Raw genomic sequence first — 19,958 nt, 5'->3', positions numbered from 1 at the left:
TCGCAAATCCTATTCGGCAGGAACCGGGCTAAACCCGCCCTCATCCATCCGCTGCTCGCGGTTTTCCTTGCGGCTGGCCGCGCGGGAGAGCACGCTCTGGCGGTTGACCGACTTGCGCTCGGCGTCGATGCGGCGAATGAGGATTTCCGCGCGCTCGATGGAGCCGAGCAGAGCGAGGATCGTGCCGCGTTCTGCGGCACCCGCATTCGGGCCGAGCGACAGCGTGCGGGCACGCAGTTCCTCGACTTCCGGGTAGTTGGCGTGGCCGGCCGGCATCTGCGGATCGGCAAGACCATAGGTCGGCAGGATGGCGCGGAGCGACGCATCGAGCTTGTTGAGCGCGGTATCGACGATCGGCTGGGCCTGGCTGCCGAACTTTTCGCGTTTCACGCGGCGAGCGACCTGGTGCATCGATTCCGTCAGCGCCGCGGTGAAGTCGGCTTCCTCGATCAGACTGGCGATGAGGTCGAGCTGATCATACGGCAGGTCTTCCTTCATCAGGTTGGCGGTATAGTTGCGGATATCGCGGCTGAGAATATCGGTCGCGAGATAGTGTTCGCCAGGGTCCGAAGGCGCTTTCTTGTCGCCGCGGGCGATATCGAGGAACATGGCGCCGGCCTGAAGGTGACGCTGGGTTTCCTGCTGGATCGCCGGCACGGCGCGGGCAAAATCATTGGAGAGCTTGCCGTCGAGGAACCGCGGGGTCGAATAATCCTCGATGTCCTCGGCATCCGTGCGGCCGACGCGCGACAGAACGCGCTCGAACACACCGATGAAGGGGAAGAGCAGCAGCGTGTTGAAGATGTTGAAGAAGGTCGAGTAGAGACCGACGGCAACCGGCACCAGCGGGAAGGTCTCCTTGCCATCAACCATCACCGCCACGGCCGGATCGCCGCCAAACCACTGCATCGCCCATTCCAGCACGCCGATGGAGACGAAGAACAGTGGCACGGTGATGCACACGCCGATGATGTTGAAGGAGATATGGGCGTAGGCGGCACGCTTGGCATTCTTGGAAAGGTTGAGCGAGGCCATCCACGAGGTGATGGTCGTGCCGAGATCGGCGCCGAGCGAGAAGGCGACGGCGGTCGTCCAGTCGAGGATGCCGGCAGCGCCGAGGCCCATGACGATGCCGATAGTGGCCGACGACGAATGGATCATCGCAGTGACGCCGGCGGCGATCAGCACGCATTTGATCAGGTTGAAGTAGGAGTCAGCCTTCAGCGTCTGGAGCAGCTCCATGACTTCCGGCAGGTTGCGCAGCGGACGCAGACCACCGGTCATCAGGTTGAGGCCATAGAAGATCAGCGCGAAGCCCATGCAGGCGAGCGCGATGTTGCGCACCTTCTCGCTTTTCGCGAAGCAATAGATCAGCGCGAAGATACCGCCGAGGATGAGGCCGAGCGGCCCGAGCGGCAGGGCTATGAGGCCGTTGCCGAGCGTCGTGCCGATATTGGCGCCCATGATGACGCTGATCGCCGGCCGGAGGCCGACGACGCCGGCATTGACGAGGCCGACCACCATGACGGTCATCGCCGTCGAGGACTGGATGACGCCCGTGATGAAGGTGCCGGCGAGCACGCCCTTGATTGGCGTACCGGCGGCCCTTGCGAGGAACGCGCGCATCTTGTTGACGGAGAGGGCCTGGATGCCGTTGGCCATGAATTCGAGGCCGAGCATGAAGATGCCCAGACCGCCGATGACCGGCACGAGGATGTCCTTGAAGATATCTATTTCCATGGGAAAACTCGTTTCTATTGGAGCAAATGCAGCGTTCTGGCGCCTAGTTGTTCGCGAAGCCCAGATTCGCCGTCCAGTACGCTTCGATCTTGCCGGCCAGCGCCGGCGACACGGGGACGTAGCCGAGCGCGCTCGCTTCATCGCCGCCACGACTGAAGGCGAGGCGGAAGAGATCGAGCACGCGGTTGATGCGCCCTTCTCCACGGTCCTTCGGCACGACAACATAGGTGACGACGGTCATGGGATAGGCCGTTTCACCGGCAGCCTCGTTGGCATTGGCAGAAGACCCCGTCGTGCCGTCCCAGGTGGCCGTCTCCAGCCCCGCCTGGAAGGCTTCCGGGCTCGGCCGGATGAAGGTGCCTGCTCGATTTTGCAGCGAGACAAAGGGCAGGCCGAGGCGCACGACCTGGCCATATTCGAGATAGGAAATGCTGTTCTTCGTCCTGGCCGTGAGGTTCGCGAGCCCGCCGGTGCCCTTCTCACCCTTGCCGAGCGGCCATTTGATCAGCGTGCCGGCGCCCGGCTTTTGCGCCCATTCCGGGCTGCTGGCGGAGAGGAAACCGGTGAAGGCCAGGGTCGAGCCTGATCCGTCCTCGCGATGCAAAACCTCGATCGTCATGTCCGGCAGGGCCAGGTCAGGGTTCAACGCCTTGATGGACGGGTCGGACCATTTGGTGACCTTGCCGAGATAGATATCGGCGATAACAGGACCCGACAGGCGCAACGCCCCGGCCCCTATGCCATCGACATTGGCGACGACGACGATGCCGCCCATGACGATAGGGAACTGGAGAAGGTTGCGGGTCTTCAGTTCCTCGGCCGGCAGCGGAGCATCCGTCGCGGCGAAATCCGTTTCGATCTGGCCGAGGCGCATCACGCCGGCGAGCGAGCCGACCGGCTCGTAGTCGACGCGCCAATCCGGCGACGTGAAGTCGCCGCCATCCGTGCGCATCGCCTCATAGTCACGCGACCAGAGCTGGATGATCGGCGCGGCAAAGGTCGATCCGGCCCCACGAATGGGCTCGGCTTGGGTGCTGGCGGCGGAAAAAATGATTGCGCCAAGCAGCAGCGCAAACCTGCTCCACATATTGCGGGCAAGGGGTTGGAATGCATTCATCATGAATCTCCCCTCGTCGATGCGCACCTTCAGACAACGGAAGGCCGTCCCGACAGTCATCACAGACTGCCAGGCGCGAAAATGCGCATGACCATAAGACATAAATTAGCAAACTGCGTTTTCAGCCATTCTTTACTATTAAGTTTGCTTGACGGGCACATGACAATATTGGCGGCCTCGCCACAATCGCTGCGGGTCGACTGTCATCTGCGTGAAATGTCGGCGTGCTCCAAACCAGCGACGCGCCCCGCGCCACGTCCGATGGAGATTCCCGATGAACGACGCCTCCCAGCCGAAAACCCTCAGCAACCGAACTGCCATCGTCACCGGTTCCACCAGCGGCATCGGGCTTTCCATCGCCCGCCGCTTTGCCGCCGCGGGGGCGAACATCGTCATCAACGGGCTGGGCGATGCGGCCGCAATCGAGACGGAGCGCGCCGGCATCGAGGCGGACTATGGCGTGCGCTGCCTCTATTCGCCGGCCAACATGCTGTCCGGAAGCGAAATCGGCGAAATGGTGAAGCTCGCGCTCGACACTTTTGGACGCTGCGACATCCTCGTCAACAATGCGGGTATCCAGCATGTCGCGCCGATCGAGGAGTTTCCGGATGACAAATGGCAGGCGATCATCCAGATCAATCTCGTCGCCGCGTTCCACACCATCAAGGCTGCGCTGCCGGCGATGAAAGAGCACGGTTTCGGCCGCATCATCAATATCGCCTCCGCCCATGCGCTCGTCGCTTCGCCCTACAAATCCGCCTATGTGGCGGCCAAGCACGGCATTGCCGGCCTGACAAAAACCGTAGCGCTCGAAGCCGCAACAGATGGTGTCACCGTCAATGCCATCTGCCCTGGCTATGTCTGGACGCCGCTCGTCGAAAAGCAGATCCCCGACACGATGGCCGCCCGCGGGCTGACCAAGGAGCAGGTCATCCATGACGTGCTGCTCGAGGCACAGCCGACGAAACAGTTCGTGACGGTCGATCAGGTCGCCGGCCTCGCCCTCTACCTCGCCAGCGAGGAGGCGGCCTCGATGACCGGTGCGATCCTTTCGCTCGACGGCGGCTGGACGGCGCACTGAGCGCCGCCCGCCCTCTTTTTCTCCTGCAGGAACGACTGACATGAAGGCCACCGACGTCCGCAACGCCTACGCCATGCCGCTCACGAACCCCGCCTATCCGCCGGGTCCCTACCGCTTCATCGATCGCGAATATGTCATCATCAGCTACCGTACGGATCCCGATGCGCTGCGTGCCGTTGTACCGGAGCCGCTGGAGATCATCGATCCCATCGTCAAATACGAATTCATCAAGATGCCGGATTCCACCGGTTTCGGCGATTACACGGAATCCGGCCAGGTCATTCCGGTCCGCTTCGAGGGCGAAGAGGGCGTTTATGTGCACGCCATGTATCTCGACGACGACGCGCCCATCGCCGGCGGACGGGAAATCTGGGGCTTTCCCAAGAAGCTCGCGTTTCCCAAGCTGGTGCATGAAGGCGAGGTGATCGTCGGTACGCTGCATTACGGCTCCGTGCTGTGCGCCAGCGCCACCATGGGCTACAAGCATCGTCCACTCGACGTCGCCGAAGTTGCCCATTCGCTTGCCAAGCCGAATTTCCTCGTCAAGATCATCCCGCATGTCGATGCGACGCCTCGCATCTGCGAACTGGTGCGCTATCATCTCGAGGACATCACCGTGAAGGGCGCCTGGACGGGGCCGGCCGACCTCCAGCTCTTCCGCCATGTCATCGCCGACGTCGCCCGCCTGCCGGTGCTGGAGGTCGTCTCGGCTGCCCATTTTGTCGCCGACCTCACGCTGGGGCTCGGTGAAGTGGTGCACGACTATATGGGCGAACCGGATTGAAGGACGAGATCATGGACAAGCAAGTCAGGTTGCAGCCGAAACGCAAATCCGAAACGCCTGATATCGCCGATGTCGTCGCTGGCTATCCGGCAGTGGGCCTCGTCTTCCAGGGCGGCGGCGCGCTTGGCGCGTACCAGGCCGGCGTCTTTCAGGCGCTGGATGAAGCCGGTATCGAGGCGAACTGGTTGTCCGGCGTCTCGATCGGCGCGGTCAATGCCGCAATCATCGCCGGCAACAGCAAGGGCAACCGGCTCGACCGGCTGCGCGACTTCTGGGAGACGATTTCCGCCCGCAAGATCTGGCACTTCACGCCGGAAGGTGACGTCTTCCGCAGGATGCGCAACCAGGCGAGCGCCCTGATGACGATGACATCGGGCCTGCCCGGTTTCTTTTCGCCCCACCAGATCAATCCGTGGTTCCAGCCGCCGGGCGCTTCCACCGCGACCAGCTTCTACGACACGTCCGAACTGAAAACCACGTTGAATCGCCTGATCGACTGGGAGGTCCTGAATGACCGCCGCCAGCGGCTCAGCGTCGGCGCCGTCAATGTGCAGACCGGCAATTACCGCTATTTCGACAGCCATATCGAGGTGATCGGCCCGGAGCATGTCATGGCGTCCGGCGCCCTGCCGCCCGCCTTCCCGGCCGTGCTGATCGAAAACGAATATTACTGGGACGGCGGCATCGTCTCGAACACGCCGCTGCAATATCTCCTGGAGCAGGAGGATGTGCGCGACACGCTGGTGTTCCAGGTCGATCTTTTCAGCGCGCGCGGCATCCTGCCCCGCGACATGGCCGACGTGCTCGCCCGGCACAAGGACATCCTCTATTCCAGCCGCACGCGCAACAACACGGACACGTTCCGCCGCATGCATAACCTGCGCCTGAAGTTGCATCAGGCCCTGCTGCGCGTGCCTCCGGAAGCCTTGACCGACGACGACCGGGCCTTCCTCGCCGCCATGGAGGACGTGCCGCAGATCAACATCGTCCACCTCATCTACCAGCAGAAAATCTATGAAAGCGACGCCAAGGACTACGAGTTCTCCGGCACGTCGATGCGCGAGCACTGGGACTCCGGCTACCAGGACACCCGCAAGACCCTGAAACATCCTCGCTGGCTGGAAAAGCCGCCGGAATGCATCGGCATGACCGTGCACGATGTTCACCGAGATGACCCAAGATAAACTATAAACACATTCCCGGTATGAGCCATTACACAGAATAAACCGTCACGAACTTACAATTATACGGTCATCTCGGCATTACAAATCCATGCTTCTATTGCACTGCAACTCTTAAACAGGAGAGAGAACATGGATGCCAACCGCGAAATCGAAAAAGACTATTCGCTGACGGAATTTGTTGCAGAGCTCCGCCGTCTGGCAGACACGCTGGAATCGAACGAGCGCTTCTCGATCCAGATCGATGAAGAAGACATCCAGGTTCCCGAGCACGCCATCGCCTCGATCGCCTACGAGATCGAAGACGGCCGCGCCGAGATCGAATTCCAGCTGACCTGGGAAGCCGGTGAAGCCGAAGGCGATGCCGAGAATGACGGCAAGGACGAAGACGAGAACGAAGAGGCGGCGGCTTAAAGCCGCCCGCGCGCCACTGGGGCAACGCTGAAGGTTACGGGCCCTGCGGCGACACCGCCGCAGGGTTTTCTGTCCGGAGCCGCCATCGCGACCGAGGCTCGCAGGCGTGGCTCGCCGGCAGCATCACCAGCTAGGCATTCGTCCCGTTGGCAGCAGCAAGCGCCTCCTGGCGCCGACGGTGGGCTTCGGCGACAGCCGCGTCGGTATCGGCATCGCTATGATGCCCGCCAACCTGGACGGTCGGCGAGGCGAACTGGATGCCGTTCGCCTTGAACTCGAGCTTGATGCGATTCATGATCTCACGGCGGATCATGAACTGCTCGCCGGGTTTTGTGGTGAAGCCGACGCGCACGACGATGGCATACTCGCCGAATTCCCCCACGCCCTTCATCTTCAGCGGCTCCAGCAGGCTTTCCTTGTATTCGGGCTTCTCGGCGATCTCCGTGCCGATGCGCTTGATGACCTTGCGCAATTTTTCAAGGTCGGTGTCATAGGGAACGGAGATGTTGAATTTGGTGACCGACCAGTCGCGGCTCATGTTCTGCACCGCGCCAAGCTCGCCGAAGGGCACGGTGGTGAGCGGCCCGCGATGGTGGCGCAGCTTGACCGATCGCAGTGAGAAACTTTCGACCACACCCTTGTATTTACCGGTCTCGATATATTCGCCGATCCGGAAAGCATCGTCCCAAAGATAGAAGATGCCGGAGATCAGATCCTTGACGATGGTCTGCGCGCCGAAGCCGATAGCGACGCCCGCTACACCGGCGCCGGCGATTAGCGGACCGATATCGACGCCGAGGCTGGTCAACGCCATCATGACGGCCACGATGGCGAGCGTGATGGAAAGGATGTTGCGCAGGATCGGCATCAATGTGCGGATGCGGGCGTTGCGGCTGCGCTCCTCGTCGCTCAGGCGACGGCCGACCGGCTCGTCGGCCATGCGCACGGTGATTTCGGACTTGATGAACTGCCAGAGAATGTCGGCCACCAGAAGAACGGCGATCGCCTGGGTGACGGCATGGGCGATGCGGCTGACTGCCGTATCGCCGGCCCCCATCATCATGCCGGCGGCATCGACGCCCGCAGCGGCCGCGACCCACCACGCGGAGAGGATGATCACAAGCGCGCGTGCGCCCCGTTCGCCGATGACGAAGCCCATGCTGGTCGGGCGCATGGTCTCGCTCCCGCCATGCAGCCGGGTGACGACGGCGGTCGTCAGCCGTAAGAGAGGCGACAGCAGCAGGGCGAGCACGCCGACCCAGAACAGCAGGCGTAGCCCCGCCATCCACACGACCAGAAGCAGGATGAAGGCCACCGTCGCCAGCCAGGACCAGATCTTGCGGGCGGTTTCGCTCTGGTCAGCGCGGTACGGGCGACGCCAGAACGCATCGACGGCAATGGCGAAGAGCGCGAGATCGAAGGCGAAGATAACGAGCAGCAACGCGCCCTGAGAAAAGCCGAACAACCGCATGAGTTCCACCACCGTCCAGCCAACGATGAAGAGACGCAGGCCTCGTTGGAAACGGGAGAACCAGTAGCGGACCCGCTCCGGCGTCACGCGCGGTTGCGCGTCGCTGTTGCCGACTGGCTCAGGTATCGCCGTCTGCGCTGAAGCGTTTCCTTCGGGCCCGACCGGCGCGGCGTTACCTTCAGTGGGGACGACCAGATCGGACGGCGGCACCTCGATCGCCGCCGCGGTTTCCACCGGAACAGGCGCCACATCTGGCAGCGCCTCCGCGGCAGGCGGTGCTCGATCGACCGGTTGTTCGAGCAACCAGACGATATAGGTGCCGAGAAGGCCGGAAAAGCGGATGACAATGGCTGCTATGGCCAGAATGAGCGCGGTGCGCTCCAAAAGCGGTGGCCAGGCAACGAGGGCGAGCGGAAGCAGCGCGCCGAGTGCAAAGCTCACGGCCTGGCCGCAGGCGTGAAGGCCGATTGGCACCACGCCCACCGGATCGGCCGCCGAACCCACTGCCTGACGGCGCCAGTGCCGGGCTGAAAGACGGTTGAACAATCGCTCGGCCCCGATGGCCAACAGGGGCACGAGAAGCAGCAGCAGCAAGAAGCGCAGCGGGCCTCGCTGCATCACTTCGGCCTCAAGCCTGGTCATGGCGGTATGTGCGCCGGGGCCGAATTCCATGCCGCCTTGCATGGCAGTGTCGATCCTGTCGCGGATCAGGCCGAGTTTTTCCGCGACATAGCCCGACTGCATGTCGGCCTCGGCGTCAGGGGCCGGCGTCTGCTCGGCCTTGGCTTCACCCGCCTGCGCACCGTTGAGCCACGCAGCCACGGCGGGATCGGCAAGCAACCGGGAAATCTCGCGCAGCTTGTCGGCCGGCGGCGCTCCGGCCTCCTGTGCTTGCGCGGGCAGGGCAAAGCCGGTGAGAAGCAGGATGACCGCCATGCAAAAGGCCTTGCAATGCAGCGCGGCGCGGAATGTTGCCATGGCTTTCGAAACCTCTGCAGCCTGCAAAGCCGAGCGGAAAAGAGTCCGAGGGCTTCGTGAACCTGTCATGGATACGCGACGTCGACGTTACGCTGGCGCAGAGGTTTTCTTTTCGGCTTTCCGGGCGGAATTCCGAGCCTTTCCCCCTCCCCTGCGTAACCGCCATCCGATTATTTCACCATGTCGACGGAACGCGCAAGCTGCATTGGCACCGATGGCGCGCGAATGCCCCGCTCGCCATCGATGCACGTGTTTGCCCGCCTAGAGCGTGCCCATGCCGCCGTCGATCATGATTTCGCTGCCAACGGTATAGGCGGCCTCGTCGGATGCGAGGAACACCACCGTTTTGGCGATTTCCGACGGCGTGCCGAACCGGCCGGCGGGAACGAGGCCCTTGATGTTCTCGGCAACGGCCTTCAAATCCGTCTCGCTGAAGCCGAGCTTGCCGTAGAGCGGCGTCGAGACCGGTCCCGGCGAAACCGCATTGATGCGGATACCGCGGCTGATCAACTCACCCGACAGCGTGCGGATGAGCGATTGCAGCGCCGCCTTCGAGGCGCCATAGACGCTGGAATTGGGCATGCCGACATGGGCATTGACCGAGGTGTTCAGCACGATCGATGCCGGATTGGCGAGGATCGGGAGAAGCGCCTGGATCAGGAAATAAGGGCCTTTGACATTGATGTCGAAGACACGGTCGAAGCCGGCTTCATCCCAGGCATCGACGGGCTTCAGCAGCGCAATGCCGGCATTGACGAAGAGGATGTCGAGGCCACCGAAGGCCTCGGTGATGGCGGCCGCCACCTGTTTCTGGCCGGCCACATCGGCGGCATCGGAGCGGATGACCAGCACGCCCTCGCCGAGTTCCTTGCGTGCGGCCTCCAATGTCTCCGGATTGGTGCCGGTGACGGCGACGCGCGCACCTTCAGCGAGAAATTGCCGCGCCGTTTCCAGACCGATGCCGCTGGTGCCGCCGGTGATGAGAGCGCGTTTGCCTTTGAGCCTGTCCATGATGATGTTCCTTTTCCTGGGGTTGGATTGGTGAAACGGACTATGGCGCAGGCCGAACGTTCGCACTAGAATGCCGAATAAGAACCTATCTTCCGGAAAAACCGAACAATGAAACTCGACGGCATAACAAGTTTTGTGGCGGTTGCCGAAGCAGGCTCCATCAGCGAGGCGGCACGGGCATTGCGGCTGTCGAAGTCGGTGGTGAGCGAGCGGCTGGCTGAACTGGAACGCAGCCTCGGCGCCACGCTGCTCCACCGAACGACCCGCCGAATGTCGGTGACGGAGGACGGCGCGGCCTTCCTCGAGCACGCCCGGCGCATCCTGCGCGAAGTCTCGGAAGCGGCCACGGATCTCGCCGAGCGACGCGGCACCCTCGCCGGCCCCATGCGAATCTCCGCACCCGTCACCTTCGGCCGGCTGCATCTGGGTCCAGCGCTGTATCCGTTCCTGGCCGCCAATCCCAAGATCGAGATGGCGCTCGACGTCGACGACCGCCGGGTCGACATCGCCTCCGGCATCTATGACGGGGTCGTGCGCCACGGGGTGATCGAAGACTCCCGGCTGATGGTATGGCGCCTTGCGCCCAGCCGCCGCGTGCTCGTTGCCTCGCACGACTACCTCACCCGCCTTGGCATGCCGGCAACAACAGCCGAACTCGATGCCCACAAGGGCATTTTCTACACGAACAGAGGCATAGCGGACTGGCGTTTCGCCACCCCCGCCGGAGTTGAGATCATTCGCGCGCATGTGGGACTTCGGGTCAACAACGGCGACATGCTGCGGGATGCGGCGATTGCCGGCCTCGGCATCGCCCTGCTCCCGCTCTTCATCGCCGGGCCGGACATTCGGGCAGGCAACCTCACGGTCGTCGATGTCGGCGTCCGTCCCACGCCGGAGTTCATCTACCTCGCTCACCCGGAAGGCCGCCGACCATCCGTCAAGCTGCGCGCGCTCGCCGACCACCTCAAGACGGCCTTCGGCGATCCGCCCTATTGGGAAGAAGGCATCGCCTGAAACGCGCATCGGCTCGGAGCTGGAAAACAAAACCCACCCGCGAATACGCGGGTGGGTTCCTATCAAAGGACTAGCCGTCTCCCGATGGAGCGGATTTCGTCTTAAAACTCCTCCCAGTCGTTCCTGGTGGCAAGCGCGGCATTGCCATTGAAGGCGGAAGCGACCTTGCGACCCAGGGCGCGGGCGGGAGAGGCGTGGGCAACATCAGCAGGCCGGGCAGAGCGGGCCGCCTGAGGCGCGGCAGCCCCCTCGACGCGGAACTGGCTGACGAGTTCCCGCAGGCGGACCGCCTCGTTGGCAAGCGTGTTGGAGGCTGCGTTCGACTGCTCCACCATCGCGGCATTCTGCTGCGTCGTCTGGTCCATTGCGTTGACAGCGACGTTGACCTCGGCCAGCCCGACCGACTGTTCCTTCGCCGAGGTCGCGATCGATTCCATATGTGCATTGATCTCGACGATGAAGGCGCTGATGGTCTTCAGCGCCGCACCGGCATCCCGCACCAACTTCACGCCGTTCCCGACTTCGGTAGAAGAGTTGTGGATCAGTCCCTTGATCTCCTTGGCCGCCTGGGCAGAGCGCTGGGCAAGCTCGCGCACTTCCTGGGCAACGACGGCAAAGCCCTTGCCGGCTTCGCCCGCACGCGCGGCTTCGACGCCGGCATTCAGTGCGAGCAGGTTGGTCTGGAAGGCGATTTCGTCGATAACGCCGATAATGTTGGAAATCTGCTGCGAGCTTTCCTCGATCTTGCGCATCGCCTCCTCCGCGTGGGACACCACGTCAGCGGATTCGGCGGCCGAATGGTTCGCACGGCTTGCGACGTTCTTCGCCTCCTCGGTCCGCTTCGAGGAATTGGCCACGTTGACGGTGATTTCATCGAGCGCCGCCGCAGTTTCCTCAAGTGAGGCCGCCTGTTGTTCTGTACGTCTGGAAAGGTCGTCCGTGCCGCTGGCAATCTCGCGCGTGCCGCTGTCGAGTGTCGCAATAGAGCCGGAAATCTCCCCCATTGTCGTGCCGAGCTGGGCGACCGACCGGTTGAAATCGTGCCGCAGCGCCTCGAAATCCTGGGCGAAAACATCGTTGAGCTGGAAGGCAAGGTCGCCGCCCGCCAGGCGCTTCAGGCCGTCGGCTAGGCCGGAGGTCGCGACCCGCAGCCGCTCGGCCGCGTCGGCTTCGGCTTTCTCCTGCACGGCGATACGCTCGGCTTCCGCCCGTTTGCGGCCTTCTTCCGCTTCATGTTCCAGCCGTCGATTGGCGATGGCGCCCTGGCGGAACACCTCGAGCGCCTTGCCCATGTCGCCGATTTCGTCATTGTTCTTCGCAAGGGCAATTTGTGTATCCAGTTCGCCGTCGGCGACGAGCCCCATCGACTTGCGCAGCGTGTCCATGCCGCCAATGATGCGCTTGAAAGTGACGATACCGACGATGCCGAGCATCAGAACGAGCGCGGACATGGCGATGGTGATGAGGGTCCAGTAGAACGAAGCGCGCACGTTCGCCTCGTCGACGGCGCCCTGGGTGCGTTGCTCCAACTTCACGAAGAAGTCGTCGACGGGCTTCATGATCTGTGCCTTGAACGCGTGATAGTCGGGCGAATTCAACATCGCCGTGGCCTTTGCCTTGGCGTCGGGACCGAGCGCGGCGATATTGTCCACGAGGGCCATCGCCTCGGTCTCGATCTTGACGAGCGCATCGGAGCGCTTGCTGGCTTCGTCCAGCAGGGCGAACTCCTCGTCGGTGAAGCCGGCCTGCTTCATCAGGTCGTGCATGGAAACGGCCGCGTCGTCAGGGCGCGGTTTTGCTTCGCCACCTGCGACGAAATCCCAGTAGATACGATGATAGTCCTGTGGGCGCGGCCGCGTTCCGTTGCGGATCTCGATGACGGCGTTGTACTGGTCCTTGAATGACGGGTCGCCCGTCTCAGCGTAGGTTCGCACAAGGCGGGTCAAATCGTCGGAAGACTGACGAAAACCGTCGGCCAGCAGATAGGATTTGTATTTCTGGTCATAGGCGCCGGTAACGTCGCCGGCCGCGCCGGCATAACCCCACAGACTGCCGACAAGCCCCGCGATCGCGACGCCCGTGGCCGATGCGAGGACGATGAATTGCGTCTTGATTCTCATGATGGACATTTCCTGGCGTGGACATGCCTCTTCTGCCGCGCCGAACTCATTTCTGCCGTCATGAAGTCATGCCGCACATGAGTGCAATATCCGGCCGCATCGCCGGAATACTGGGAATCAATACTTTAAAGCAGTTATCGAATTGATAACTCCAACATCATCACTGAATTTTACTGTTATCCGCCGACAACAATCCTAAAAAATCCAATACTTTTCCTAAATATCAACCGCAAGTACTTTTATTTTCAGAATCTACACCAAGGCGAGTGCGCCTATCATAGATATACTCTTGGTTTATTGCTTCAGAAAAAATGCTCGTTTTTGTTGCCTCACCCTTTGCATAGTACTGCGGGCAGAAACGCACCAGCGGCAACGACACTTGCGCCCATCACGCTCGAAGGTGATCAACCGCAACCCTCACACGTGCCACGTCATCGGAGCGCAAGGGCAGGATGGGGCGCGGCGGATCGACTTGGCAAAGGCCGAGGATGCCCGCGATGGCATACATCACGCGGAAACTGCCGAATTCCTTGAACAGGTTCCAGAGCGGCTGGAATGCCTGGTCGAGCCGCTCGGCTTGTGCCCGGTCGCCGGCCATCGCCGCATGGGTGAGCGCCAATGCCTCGGCTGGCAGAAGGCCGGCGACAACGCTGTACCAGGCGTCACCGCCCGCTAGCAACGAACCGGCAGCACCCCAATCGCCGCTGTAGCCAATGGCAAAATCCGCCGGCAACCGCGCGCGCAGACGGCCGAGTTTGCCGCGAAAATCGCCATCGGCCGGCAAAGGCATCTTGATGGCGGCGATGTTTGGCACCTCGGCGAGCCGCACGATGAGGTCGTCGCTGAAGACGAACCGAGTGGTGCCCGGATTGTTGTAGATGCAGAGCGGTAGGTCGCCCGCCTTCGCGACGGCGGACATGTGCTGGAAGACCTCCTCCTCCGTCAGCGGCGTATAGGACATGGGTGCGAGCAGCAGCCCTGTCGCCCCGGCCTTGCTGGCGTCCTGCGCCAGCAATTCGGCTTCGTCCGTGCGCAGCGCGCCGACGCCGACGATGATCGGAATCCGGCCCTCGACGCTCTCCACGGCGGCGGCCACCGCGCGACGCCGTTCTTCCCGCAAGAGGAAGGCATATCCGCCGGTGCTGCCGAGAAGACCGATCGAATGAGCGCCGGCTGTGCAGATGCGTTCGAGCAGACGGGCGAGTGCTGCCGTATCGACGCGTCCTGCGGTATCCGTCGGGGTGATGGAAAAGGCCGAAAGGCCGCTGAAAAGGGTCATTGTGGTTCTCCTGCCGCAAATTCTATAGCCCGCGGGCGATCCTGAAGGCGATCAACCACTTGTCACCGCGACAAGTCCCTCCAGTGCACAGCAGGCCGCGAGATTGGCAAGACAAGGACGTCGTCGCCTGAACCTTGTCTTTCACCGAACGATCGGAATACCATTGCGGCAAATCATAACGCGGATAAACGCGATCGCAGTGACGAATGGCCGAGCCTGATTCAGACATACACGACGATACGACACCCCCCGACACGCCGTCGCCGCGCATGCTGTCCTGGGCGCGCAATTCGGCGATCTACCGCCTCGGGCGCAGCATGCATACGGAAAAGCAGCTGTATGACGCCGTTGCGCGCAAGGCGCGCGAAAAGTTCGAGGACATCACCGATGCGCAGGTCAAGGCGCTCGCCGACTCGGCGGTGACATTCGGCTACGATATCAACGCGCTCGACGACCGCGCCTATGCCGAGACAAGCAGCCGCTCCGGCATGCGCAGCGGAAAATCCCGGCGCGCAGTGTCGCAGAAGCTCTCACAAAAGGGCGTTGCAAAGGATACGGCAGCCGAGGCCGTCGCCGCAATCGACGATTTTTATGCAGCCCTCGTCCTTGCCCGCAAACGAGCGTTTGGCCCCTTCCGGAAGGTGGCGCTCGATGACAAGCGGAAAGCCAAGGAGCTCTCCGCCTTTGCCAGGGCAGGCTTCGGCTTCGACATCGGCAAAACCATCCTGTCCATGCCGATCGAGGATGCCGAAGAGGCCCTGGATGCGGGACGCCTCTTCTGATGGCAAGGACGGCTCAGGCAAAAACGTCCATCAGGATGTAGGTCCCCCTTTCCCGCAGGTGGGCGTCAATCTGCGGTACAAGCCGGCGAAAGTGCTCGGTGGCGCAATGAAGGTCCAACGCTGCACGATCGGGCCACGTTTCGATGAAGATGAAGTGGCCCGGGTCCTTCTGGTCCGTGAAGAGGTCATAGCCCATGCACAGCGGCTCCCGGCGGGTGAGTTCCACGAGCTCTCGATAGAGCGGTGTCACGATGCCGATTGCCTCGGCTCGTATGAAATCCTGTGCGATGACCTTGAGCATGCTGTTGCTTTCCAATTCCCGAATTCCCGACGAAACCGATGGCTCTTCACCCGGTTTTCGCGCCCCCGATAGATAGGAGGTTTCGCAACAGTCGCAACGCCCGTCCCAGGCTGAACCGCAGTTCCACTCCCCCATCCCATGCCGATGGTGCCAGAGCATTCAGGCGAGCATTTCGGCCAGTCGCCTCGCGGATCCGAGCGCGAGTGTCCAGCCCAGCATGCCATGCCCCGCGTTGACGTAGACGCCGCGGATTTTTCGGGATGGGGCTATGGTCGGGTGGGAGGCTGGTGTCACCGGGCGCTCACCGGACCAGCGCAGCGCCCATTCCGCCTGACCGAAACAATCGGGCAGCACGGCGCACGCGGTTTCCCGCAGAATTGCGAAGCGATCCGGCGCAAAACCCGAGCCGGGCGCCACGATGTCGGCAAGGCCCGCGACGCGGAACCGGTCGCCGATCGCCGCGAAGGCGAGCTTGCGCTTCACGTCCGTCAGGCTGACGCGCGGCGCCCCTTGTGTCCACGGCACGGTCAGGGAATAACCGGCAACGGGTTGGATCGCCCGTGCTTCCGGCAGGGCGGAAGTTAGCGTCCGGATCAGCGGGCCGGCTGTCACGACGGCGGCATCGACAGGCAGCGGTTCGCAATCCGCAAACCGGATGGTAGACAGGCGCCCGGCATGCTGCTCGAACCCCACGACCCTCCTTCCGAAAGCCGTCGACACGGCAGAACGGCGCACCATCAAGTCCGTTAGTTGCCGGCAAAATGCCGCCGCATCGCCGAGCGCATCATCCGGGGTGTAGACGGCGCCGGCTATCTCACCCTGATAGGTTCTCAGCGCCGGCTCCACGACTTCGGCTTCGGCCCTCGACAGCATGCGCTGGTCAAGGCCCATCTGCCGCTTGCGCTCGACGGTCGGGCGGGCCGCGGCAAGGCTCGACGCATCCGGATAGAGATGCAGCTTGCCGGCAACGCGGTAGTCGAAAGCCAGATCCGCCTCCGCCAGAAGCATTGCCATTTCCTGTCGGGATTCCTTGGCGAGTTGCAGAATGGCGCTGGTGTTCTTCCACCAGCGCCGCGCCGGCGCGTTGGCCAGAAACCGGAGACCCCAGCGCAGAAAATCCGCATCGAGCCGCAGGCGGACGTGAAATGCCGGATCGCGATGCGCGACAATGGCCGGCAGATGCCGCAGCAAGGCGGGCGAGGCCATGGCATCGCCATAGGCCCAGGACAATTGGCCCGCATTGGCCGCACTCGCCCCCCTTCCCGGTGCCATCTCCGCATCGATCAAGGTGACGCTGTGTCCGGCCCGCGCCAGCAGATAGGCCGACGAAACGCCGACCACGCCCGCCCCGATAACGCCGATGTGCATCGCCTCAGCCCTCCGCGTCGCCAAGCAGCGCCGTCAGCTCGATCTCCACCGGCACGCCGCGCGGCAGCGATCCGACGCCCACGGCGAGACGGGCATGCGGCCAGCAGGCCGGGAAAATCTCGCGCAGCAATTCGGAGGCACCATCAACCACCGCCCCGTGCTGCGTAAAATCGGCAGTGGCGGCGACATAGCCGGCAAGCCGGACGAATCCCTTCACCCGGTCGAACCGCCCGGCGATCCGCTCCAATTGCGCGAGCGCGTTGAGACATGCCCAGCGGGCGCATTCGCGCCCGTCCTCGAGAGACACGCCGTTTCCCAGATGGCCCGTTCGAAGAACGGTCCTGTCCTTCAAGGGCACCTGGCCGGATACCGTCACGATATCGCCAGTCCTGACCGCACCGACAAAGGCGCCAGGCGGTTCGGAGACTTCCGGCAGGGCAAGACCGAGCGCGGCAAGACGGCCCCGCACCGAGCAATGCAGTGTCGCAGGCCCACTCTTCGCCCCTCGCGCGGCGCTTCGCACCACGAACATGCGGAAGATCGCGCGGTCAAAATCCGTCAGGCGATATTCGGGGTGCCACTGAATGCCGAGGCAAAAGCCCGGCGTTTCCCCCTCGAAGGCCTCGATCACCCCGTCCCGGGCGCGGGCGGCGACGCGGAACCGGCCGACACCGGTCAGGGCATGCCGATGCAGGCTGTTCACTTGGGCCGTGCCGCCACCGGAGATGTCGGCAAGCACGCTTCCCGGCTCCACCGCTATGTCGTGGGCGATCCGATCCGCAACCGCACTCGGCATGTGATCGACGGTTTTACTGTGTGACGCGGGCAGGCTCCTCGTAAAGGTGCCGCCCAGCCATTCGCCGATCAGCTGCATGCCATGGCAGATGCCAAGCAGCGGTTTTCCGGCCGTGATCGCATGTTCGATGAGCTTCAATTCGAACGACCGTCTCTCGGCCGCCCCTTCCGTGCCGGGGATCGTACCCGTTATCAGCACGCCATCGGCGAGATCAAGCGCCGCGGCAAGCGCCTGCGTTTCATAGGGAAGGATCAGCGGAACACCGCCCGCCTCGCTGATCGCCGCTGCATAGTTGGCCCGCACGGCATAGGTCCTCTCGGTGGAGGGGCCGACCGGGTCGTCGATATCCGGCGTCAGGAGGATGATGGCACGCCGGGTCGGGCGGCCTTCAGGGGAAGGAGGTATCATTGTCTTGTCTTTCGATGGATGTTAGCGGGCCGCGGTAGGCGCGAGACGCCTGGAGAGAAGCGAAAAGGGCCAGGCGATCAGGAAGTAGCAGACGCCCACGGCGACATAGATCTGCAAAGGCAGGAAGTATTCCGTCGCCATGGCCCGGCCTGTCAGCACCAGTTCGTCGACCGTGATCAGCGATGCGAGAGAAGAGTCCTTCAGCAGCGAGACGAAGGTGACAATGAGCGGGGCAATGCTGATGCGCACCACTTGCGGCAACACGATCAGCGTAAAGCTCTGATAGGGCGTGAAACCGACGGCAAGGGCGGCTTCACGCTGGCCGGCGGGGATTGCCATCAGGCCGGCGCGAAACAGTTCCGCCACCTGCGCGGCGAAGGCGAGCGCCAGCCCGAGGATGGCCGCGGTGAAGGCGTCGAAGGTGACGCCGATACCCGGCAGTCCGAAATAGAGCAGGAAAAGAATGGCGAGAAGCGGCACCCCGCGCGCGGCCGTGACGTAAAACGCCACGCCGCGCTCCAGCGCCCGCCACCGCGTGTTGCGGCAGAGCGCCAGCAGAAGTCCGAACACCAGCGACAAGGCGAAGGCCGAGACCGAAAGCAATGCCGTCTTGCCCATCGCCTCCAGAAGCAGCGGCAACCATTCGCCGGCATGGTCGATGTAGGGCTGGATGAACCTGATCATGCCTTCAGCTTTCCGTATCGGGTTTCGAGAACACGGATCGCCTGCATCAGCGGCAGGGCGAGCGCGAGGTAGAGCACGGCGACCATGGTGTAGATCAGTGTGGTCTGGAACGACGAGGTCACCAGGGAGCGGGCGTAGAACATGATCTCCGGCGCGGCGATGGCGGAAACGATGGATGTGTCTTTCAAAAGCTGCACGGCATAGTTTCCAAGCGACGGCAGCGCGAGGCGCATGGCCTGCGGGGTGAGGATATCGAGGATCGTCTGGGAGGGTGTGAAGCCGACCGCAAGCGCGGCCTCGGCCTGGCCTTTCGGCAGGGCCGCAAAACCCGCGCGAAAAAGATCGCAGGTGACGGCGGCGCCGATCAGCCCCAGGCCGAGGATCGCGGCGGCCATGGACGAGAGCCGGAATCCGATGCTGGCCAGCCCGAAATAGAGGATGAACAGATGGGTCAACGCTGGAATGTTGCGCATGATCTCACAATAGAGGTCGATCATGGCGTGCAGCCCGCGGCGCTTTGCGAACTGGCGGACGAGAGCGAGACCGAAGCCGAGGGATAGGCTCAGCAACAACGACACCAGCGTGACAACGACGGTGACGCCAGCCCCGGTGAGCAGTCCTTGCAAAATCAGGGTGAAGGTTGATGACCCGATCATACCACGCCCCTCAATGCCGGATCTGGCGGAGAAACGCCTGGGTTCTCGGCTCGCGTGGAGACAGGATCAGATCGCGCGCCGGCCCCTGCTCGACGATCCTGCCGCCATCCAGGAACAGCACCCGGTCGGCGATATCGCGGGCAAAGGCGATCTCATGCGTCACGATCAGCATGGTGCGCCCCTCTGCGGCGAGTTCCTCCATCACCTTCAGCACTTCGTGCACCAGTTCGGGGTCGAGCGCCGAGGTCGGCTCGTCGAACAGCATCAGCTTGGGCTTCTGGGCCAGCGCCCGGGCGATGGCGACGCGTTGCTGCTGACCGCCGGAAAGCTCCAGCGGCGACGCGTCGGCGCGATGGGTCATGTGCACCTTCGCCAGCATATCGAGCGCCAGTTCGCGTGCCTCCCTTGCCGACAGGCCCCGCACCTTGCGTGCGGCAATCGCGACGTTTTCCGTGACCGAGAGGTGTGGCCAGAGATTGAAGAGCTGGAAGACCATGCCCATTTCGGCGCGCTGCGGCGCAAGCTGCCGGTCGTTCATCGGCCGGTCGAGGCGAACGCCGATGCGTTCACCGTCGAGATGGATTTCACCGGCACTTGGCTTTTCCAGAAAGTTCAGGCAGCGCAGGCAGGTCGACTTGCCCGACCCGGAGGGGCCGATCAGGGCGATCTTTTCGCCCGCCGCCACGTCGAAATCGATCCCCTTCAGCACCTCGACCGGACCATAGCTCTTCGTCAGGCCCGTCACGCTCAGCAGCGGGTTCATGGCATTCCCC

At 63.0% G+C, this 19,958-nt stretch carries 18 protein-coding genes; 6 read left to right on the top strand and 12 right to left on the bottom strand.

The annotated features are described in order from the left end of the window. Nucleotides 1-9: 9 nt before the first annotated feature. Together GR138_RS14885 and pstS are read right to left on the bottom strand one after the other, a co-directional pair. Nucleotides 10-1,740 carry a Na/Pi cotransporter family protein gene (locus tag GR138_RS14885; protein ID WP_160860030.1) on the bottom strand — a complete coding sequence of 577 codons (1,731 nt, stop codon included), beginning with the start codon at nucleotides 1,738-1,740 and terminating at the stop codon, nucleotides 10-12. Between the two features lie 43 nt (nucleotides 1,741-1,783). After that, the gene (gene pstS, locus GR138_RS14880) at nucleotides 1,784-2,860 is read right to left on the bottom strand and encodes a phosphate ABC transporter substrate-binding protein PstS (protein ID WP_210253452.1); all 1,077 of its coding nucleotides are present in this window, start codon (nucleotides 2,858-2,860) and stop codon (nucleotides 1,784-1,786) included. 271 nt (nucleotides 2,861-3,131) lie between these two features. On the opposite strand from pstS, the gene GR138_RS14875 reads away from it, so the two are divergent. The 4 genes from GR138_RS14875 to GR138_RS14860 all read left to right on the top strand — a co-directional run bounded on the left by GR138_RS14875 (nucleotide 3,132) and on the right by GR138_RS14860 (nucleotide 6,317). Continuing rightward, nucleotides 3,132-3,938, top strand: a complete 807-nt coding sequence (locus GR138_RS14875) for a 3-hydroxybutyrate dehydrogenase (RefSeq protein WP_160860029.1) — start codon at nucleotides 3,132-3,134, stop codon at nucleotides 3,936-3,938. Nucleotides 3,939-3,978: 40 nt separating this feature from the next. Next, complete coding sequence (locus tag GR138_RS14870) at nucleotides 3,979-4,722, top strand: acetoacetate decarboxylase (protein WP_160860028.1); 744 nt, start codon at nucleotides 3,979-3,981, stop codon at nucleotides 4,720-4,722. Nucleotides 4,723-4,733: 11 nt separating this feature from the next. Next, the gene (locus tag GR138_RS14865) at nucleotides 4,734-5,906 is read left to right on the top strand and encodes a patatin-like phospholipase family protein (RefSeq protein WP_160860027.1); all 1,173 of its coding nucleotides are present in this window, start codon (nucleotides 4,734-4,736) and stop codon (nucleotides 5,904-5,906) included. A 129-nt stretch (nucleotides 5,907-6,035) separates the two neighbouring features. Then, entirely contained in the window at nucleotides 6,036-6,317 is a 282-nt protein-coding gene (locus tag GR138_RS14860) for an amphi-Trp domain-containing protein (RefSeq protein ID WP_160860026.1), read from the top strand. A 130-nt stretch (nucleotides 6,318-6,447) separates the two neighbouring features. Here GR138_RS14860 and GR138_RS14855 read toward each other — a convergent pair whose 3' ends face one another. Further along, nucleotides 6,448-8,766 (bottom strand): mechanosensitive ion channel family protein, encoded by a 2,319-nt coding sequence (locus GR138_RS14855; protein ID WP_160860025.1) that lies wholly within the window; start codon nucleotides 8,764-8,766, stop codon nucleotides 6,448-6,450. Nucleotides 8,767-9,027: 261 nt separating this feature from the next. Further along, nucleotides 9,028-9,777 carry an SDR family oxidoreductase gene (locus GR138_RS14850; protein ID WP_160860024.1) on the bottom strand — a complete coding sequence of 250 codons (750 nt, stop codon included), beginning with the start codon at nucleotides 9,775-9,777 and terminating at the stop codon, nucleotides 9,028-9,030. Between the two features lie 108 nt (nucleotides 9,778-9,885). On the opposite strand from GR138_RS14850, the gene GR138_RS14845 reads away from it, so the two are divergent. Further along, a complete protein-coding gene (locus GR138_RS14845) occupies nucleotides 9,886-10,791 on the top strand; it encodes a LysR family transcriptional regulator (RefSeq protein WP_160860023.1) in 906 nt (301 codons plus the stop codon). Nucleotides 10,792-10,892: 101 nt separating this feature from the next. Here GR138_RS14845 and GR138_RS14840 read toward each other — a convergent pair whose 3' ends face one another. Continuing rightward, complete coding sequence (locus GR138_RS14840) at nucleotides 10,893-12,911, bottom strand: methyl-accepting chemotaxis protein (RefSeq protein ID WP_246200477.1); 2,019 nt, start codon at nucleotides 12,909-12,911, stop codon at nucleotides 10,893-10,895. Nucleotides 12,912-13,299: 388 nt separating this feature from the next. Next, a complete protein-coding gene (locus GR138_RS14835) occupies nucleotides 13,300-14,190 on the bottom strand; it encodes a dihydrodipicolinate synthase family protein (RefSeq protein ID WP_160860022.1) in 891 nt (296 codons plus the stop codon). Nucleotides 14,191-14,417: 227 nt separating this feature from the next. On the opposite strand from GR138_RS14835, the gene recX reads away from it, so the two are divergent. Beyond that, on the top strand, nucleotides 14,418-14,972 hold the full coding sequence (gene recX / locus GR138_RS14830) for a recombination regulator RecX (RefSeq protein ID WP_160860267.1): 555 nt from the start codon (nucleotides 14,418-14,420) through the stop codon (nucleotides 14,970-14,972). Between the two features lie 13 nt (nucleotides 14,973-14,985). Here the strand turns inward: recX and GR138_RS14825 are convergent, their stop codons facing one another. From GR138_RS14825 to GR138_RS14800, 6 genes are all read right to left on the bottom strand, one after another. Continuing rightward, nucleotides 14,986-15,273, bottom strand: coding sequence for a putative quinol monooxygenase (locus GR138_RS14825; RefSeq protein ID WP_160860021.1), 288 nt, complete (start codon nucleotides 15,271-15,273; stop codon nucleotides 14,986-14,988). Nucleotides 15,274-15,432: 159 nt separating this feature from the next. Beyond that, nucleotides 15,433-16,641, bottom strand: a complete 1,209-nt coding sequence (locus tag GR138_RS14820; protein WP_160860020.1) for an FAD-dependent oxidoreductase — start codon at nucleotides 16,639-16,641, stop codon at nucleotides 15,433-15,435. 4 nt (nucleotides 16,642-16,645) lie between these two features. Then, the gene (locus GR138_RS14815; protein ID WP_160860019.1) at nucleotides 16,646-17,845 is read right to left on the bottom strand and encodes an Atu1372/SO_1960 family protein; all 1,200 of its coding nucleotides are present in this window, start codon (nucleotides 17,843-17,845) and stop codon (nucleotides 16,646-16,648) included. A 21-nt stretch (nucleotides 17,846-17,866) separates the two neighbouring features. Continuing rightward, the gene (locus GR138_RS14810; protein ID WP_160860018.1) at nucleotides 17,867-18,529 is read right to left on the bottom strand and encodes an amino acid ABC transporter permease; all 663 of its coding nucleotides are present in this window, start codon (nucleotides 18,527-18,529) and stop codon (nucleotides 17,867-17,869) included. Further along, entirely contained in the window at nucleotides 18,526-19,185 is a 660-nt protein-coding gene (locus GR138_RS14805) for an amino acid ABC transporter permease (RefSeq protein WP_160860017.1), read from the bottom strand. Before GR138_RS14805 ends, GR138_RS14810 begins: the two co-directional genes overlap by 4 nt. Before the next feature lie 10 nt (nucleotides 19,186-19,195). Further along, nucleotides 19,196-19,948: an amino acid ABC transporter ATP-binding protein gene (locus tag GR138_RS14800; protein WP_160860016.1), complete on the bottom strand. Its 753-nt coding sequence runs from the start codon at nucleotides 19,946-19,948 to the stop codon at nucleotides 19,196-19,198. Nucleotides 19,949-19,958 lie beyond the last annotated feature (10 nt).

It is taken from the genome of Shinella kummerowiae, assembly GCF_009827055.1.
In the GTDB taxonomy this organism is placed as follows: Bacteria; Pseudomonadota; Alphaproteobacteria; order Rhizobiales; family Rhizobiaceae; genus Shinella; species Shinella kummerowiae.
This window is presented reverse-complemented; position numbering and strand designations above follow the sequence as displayed.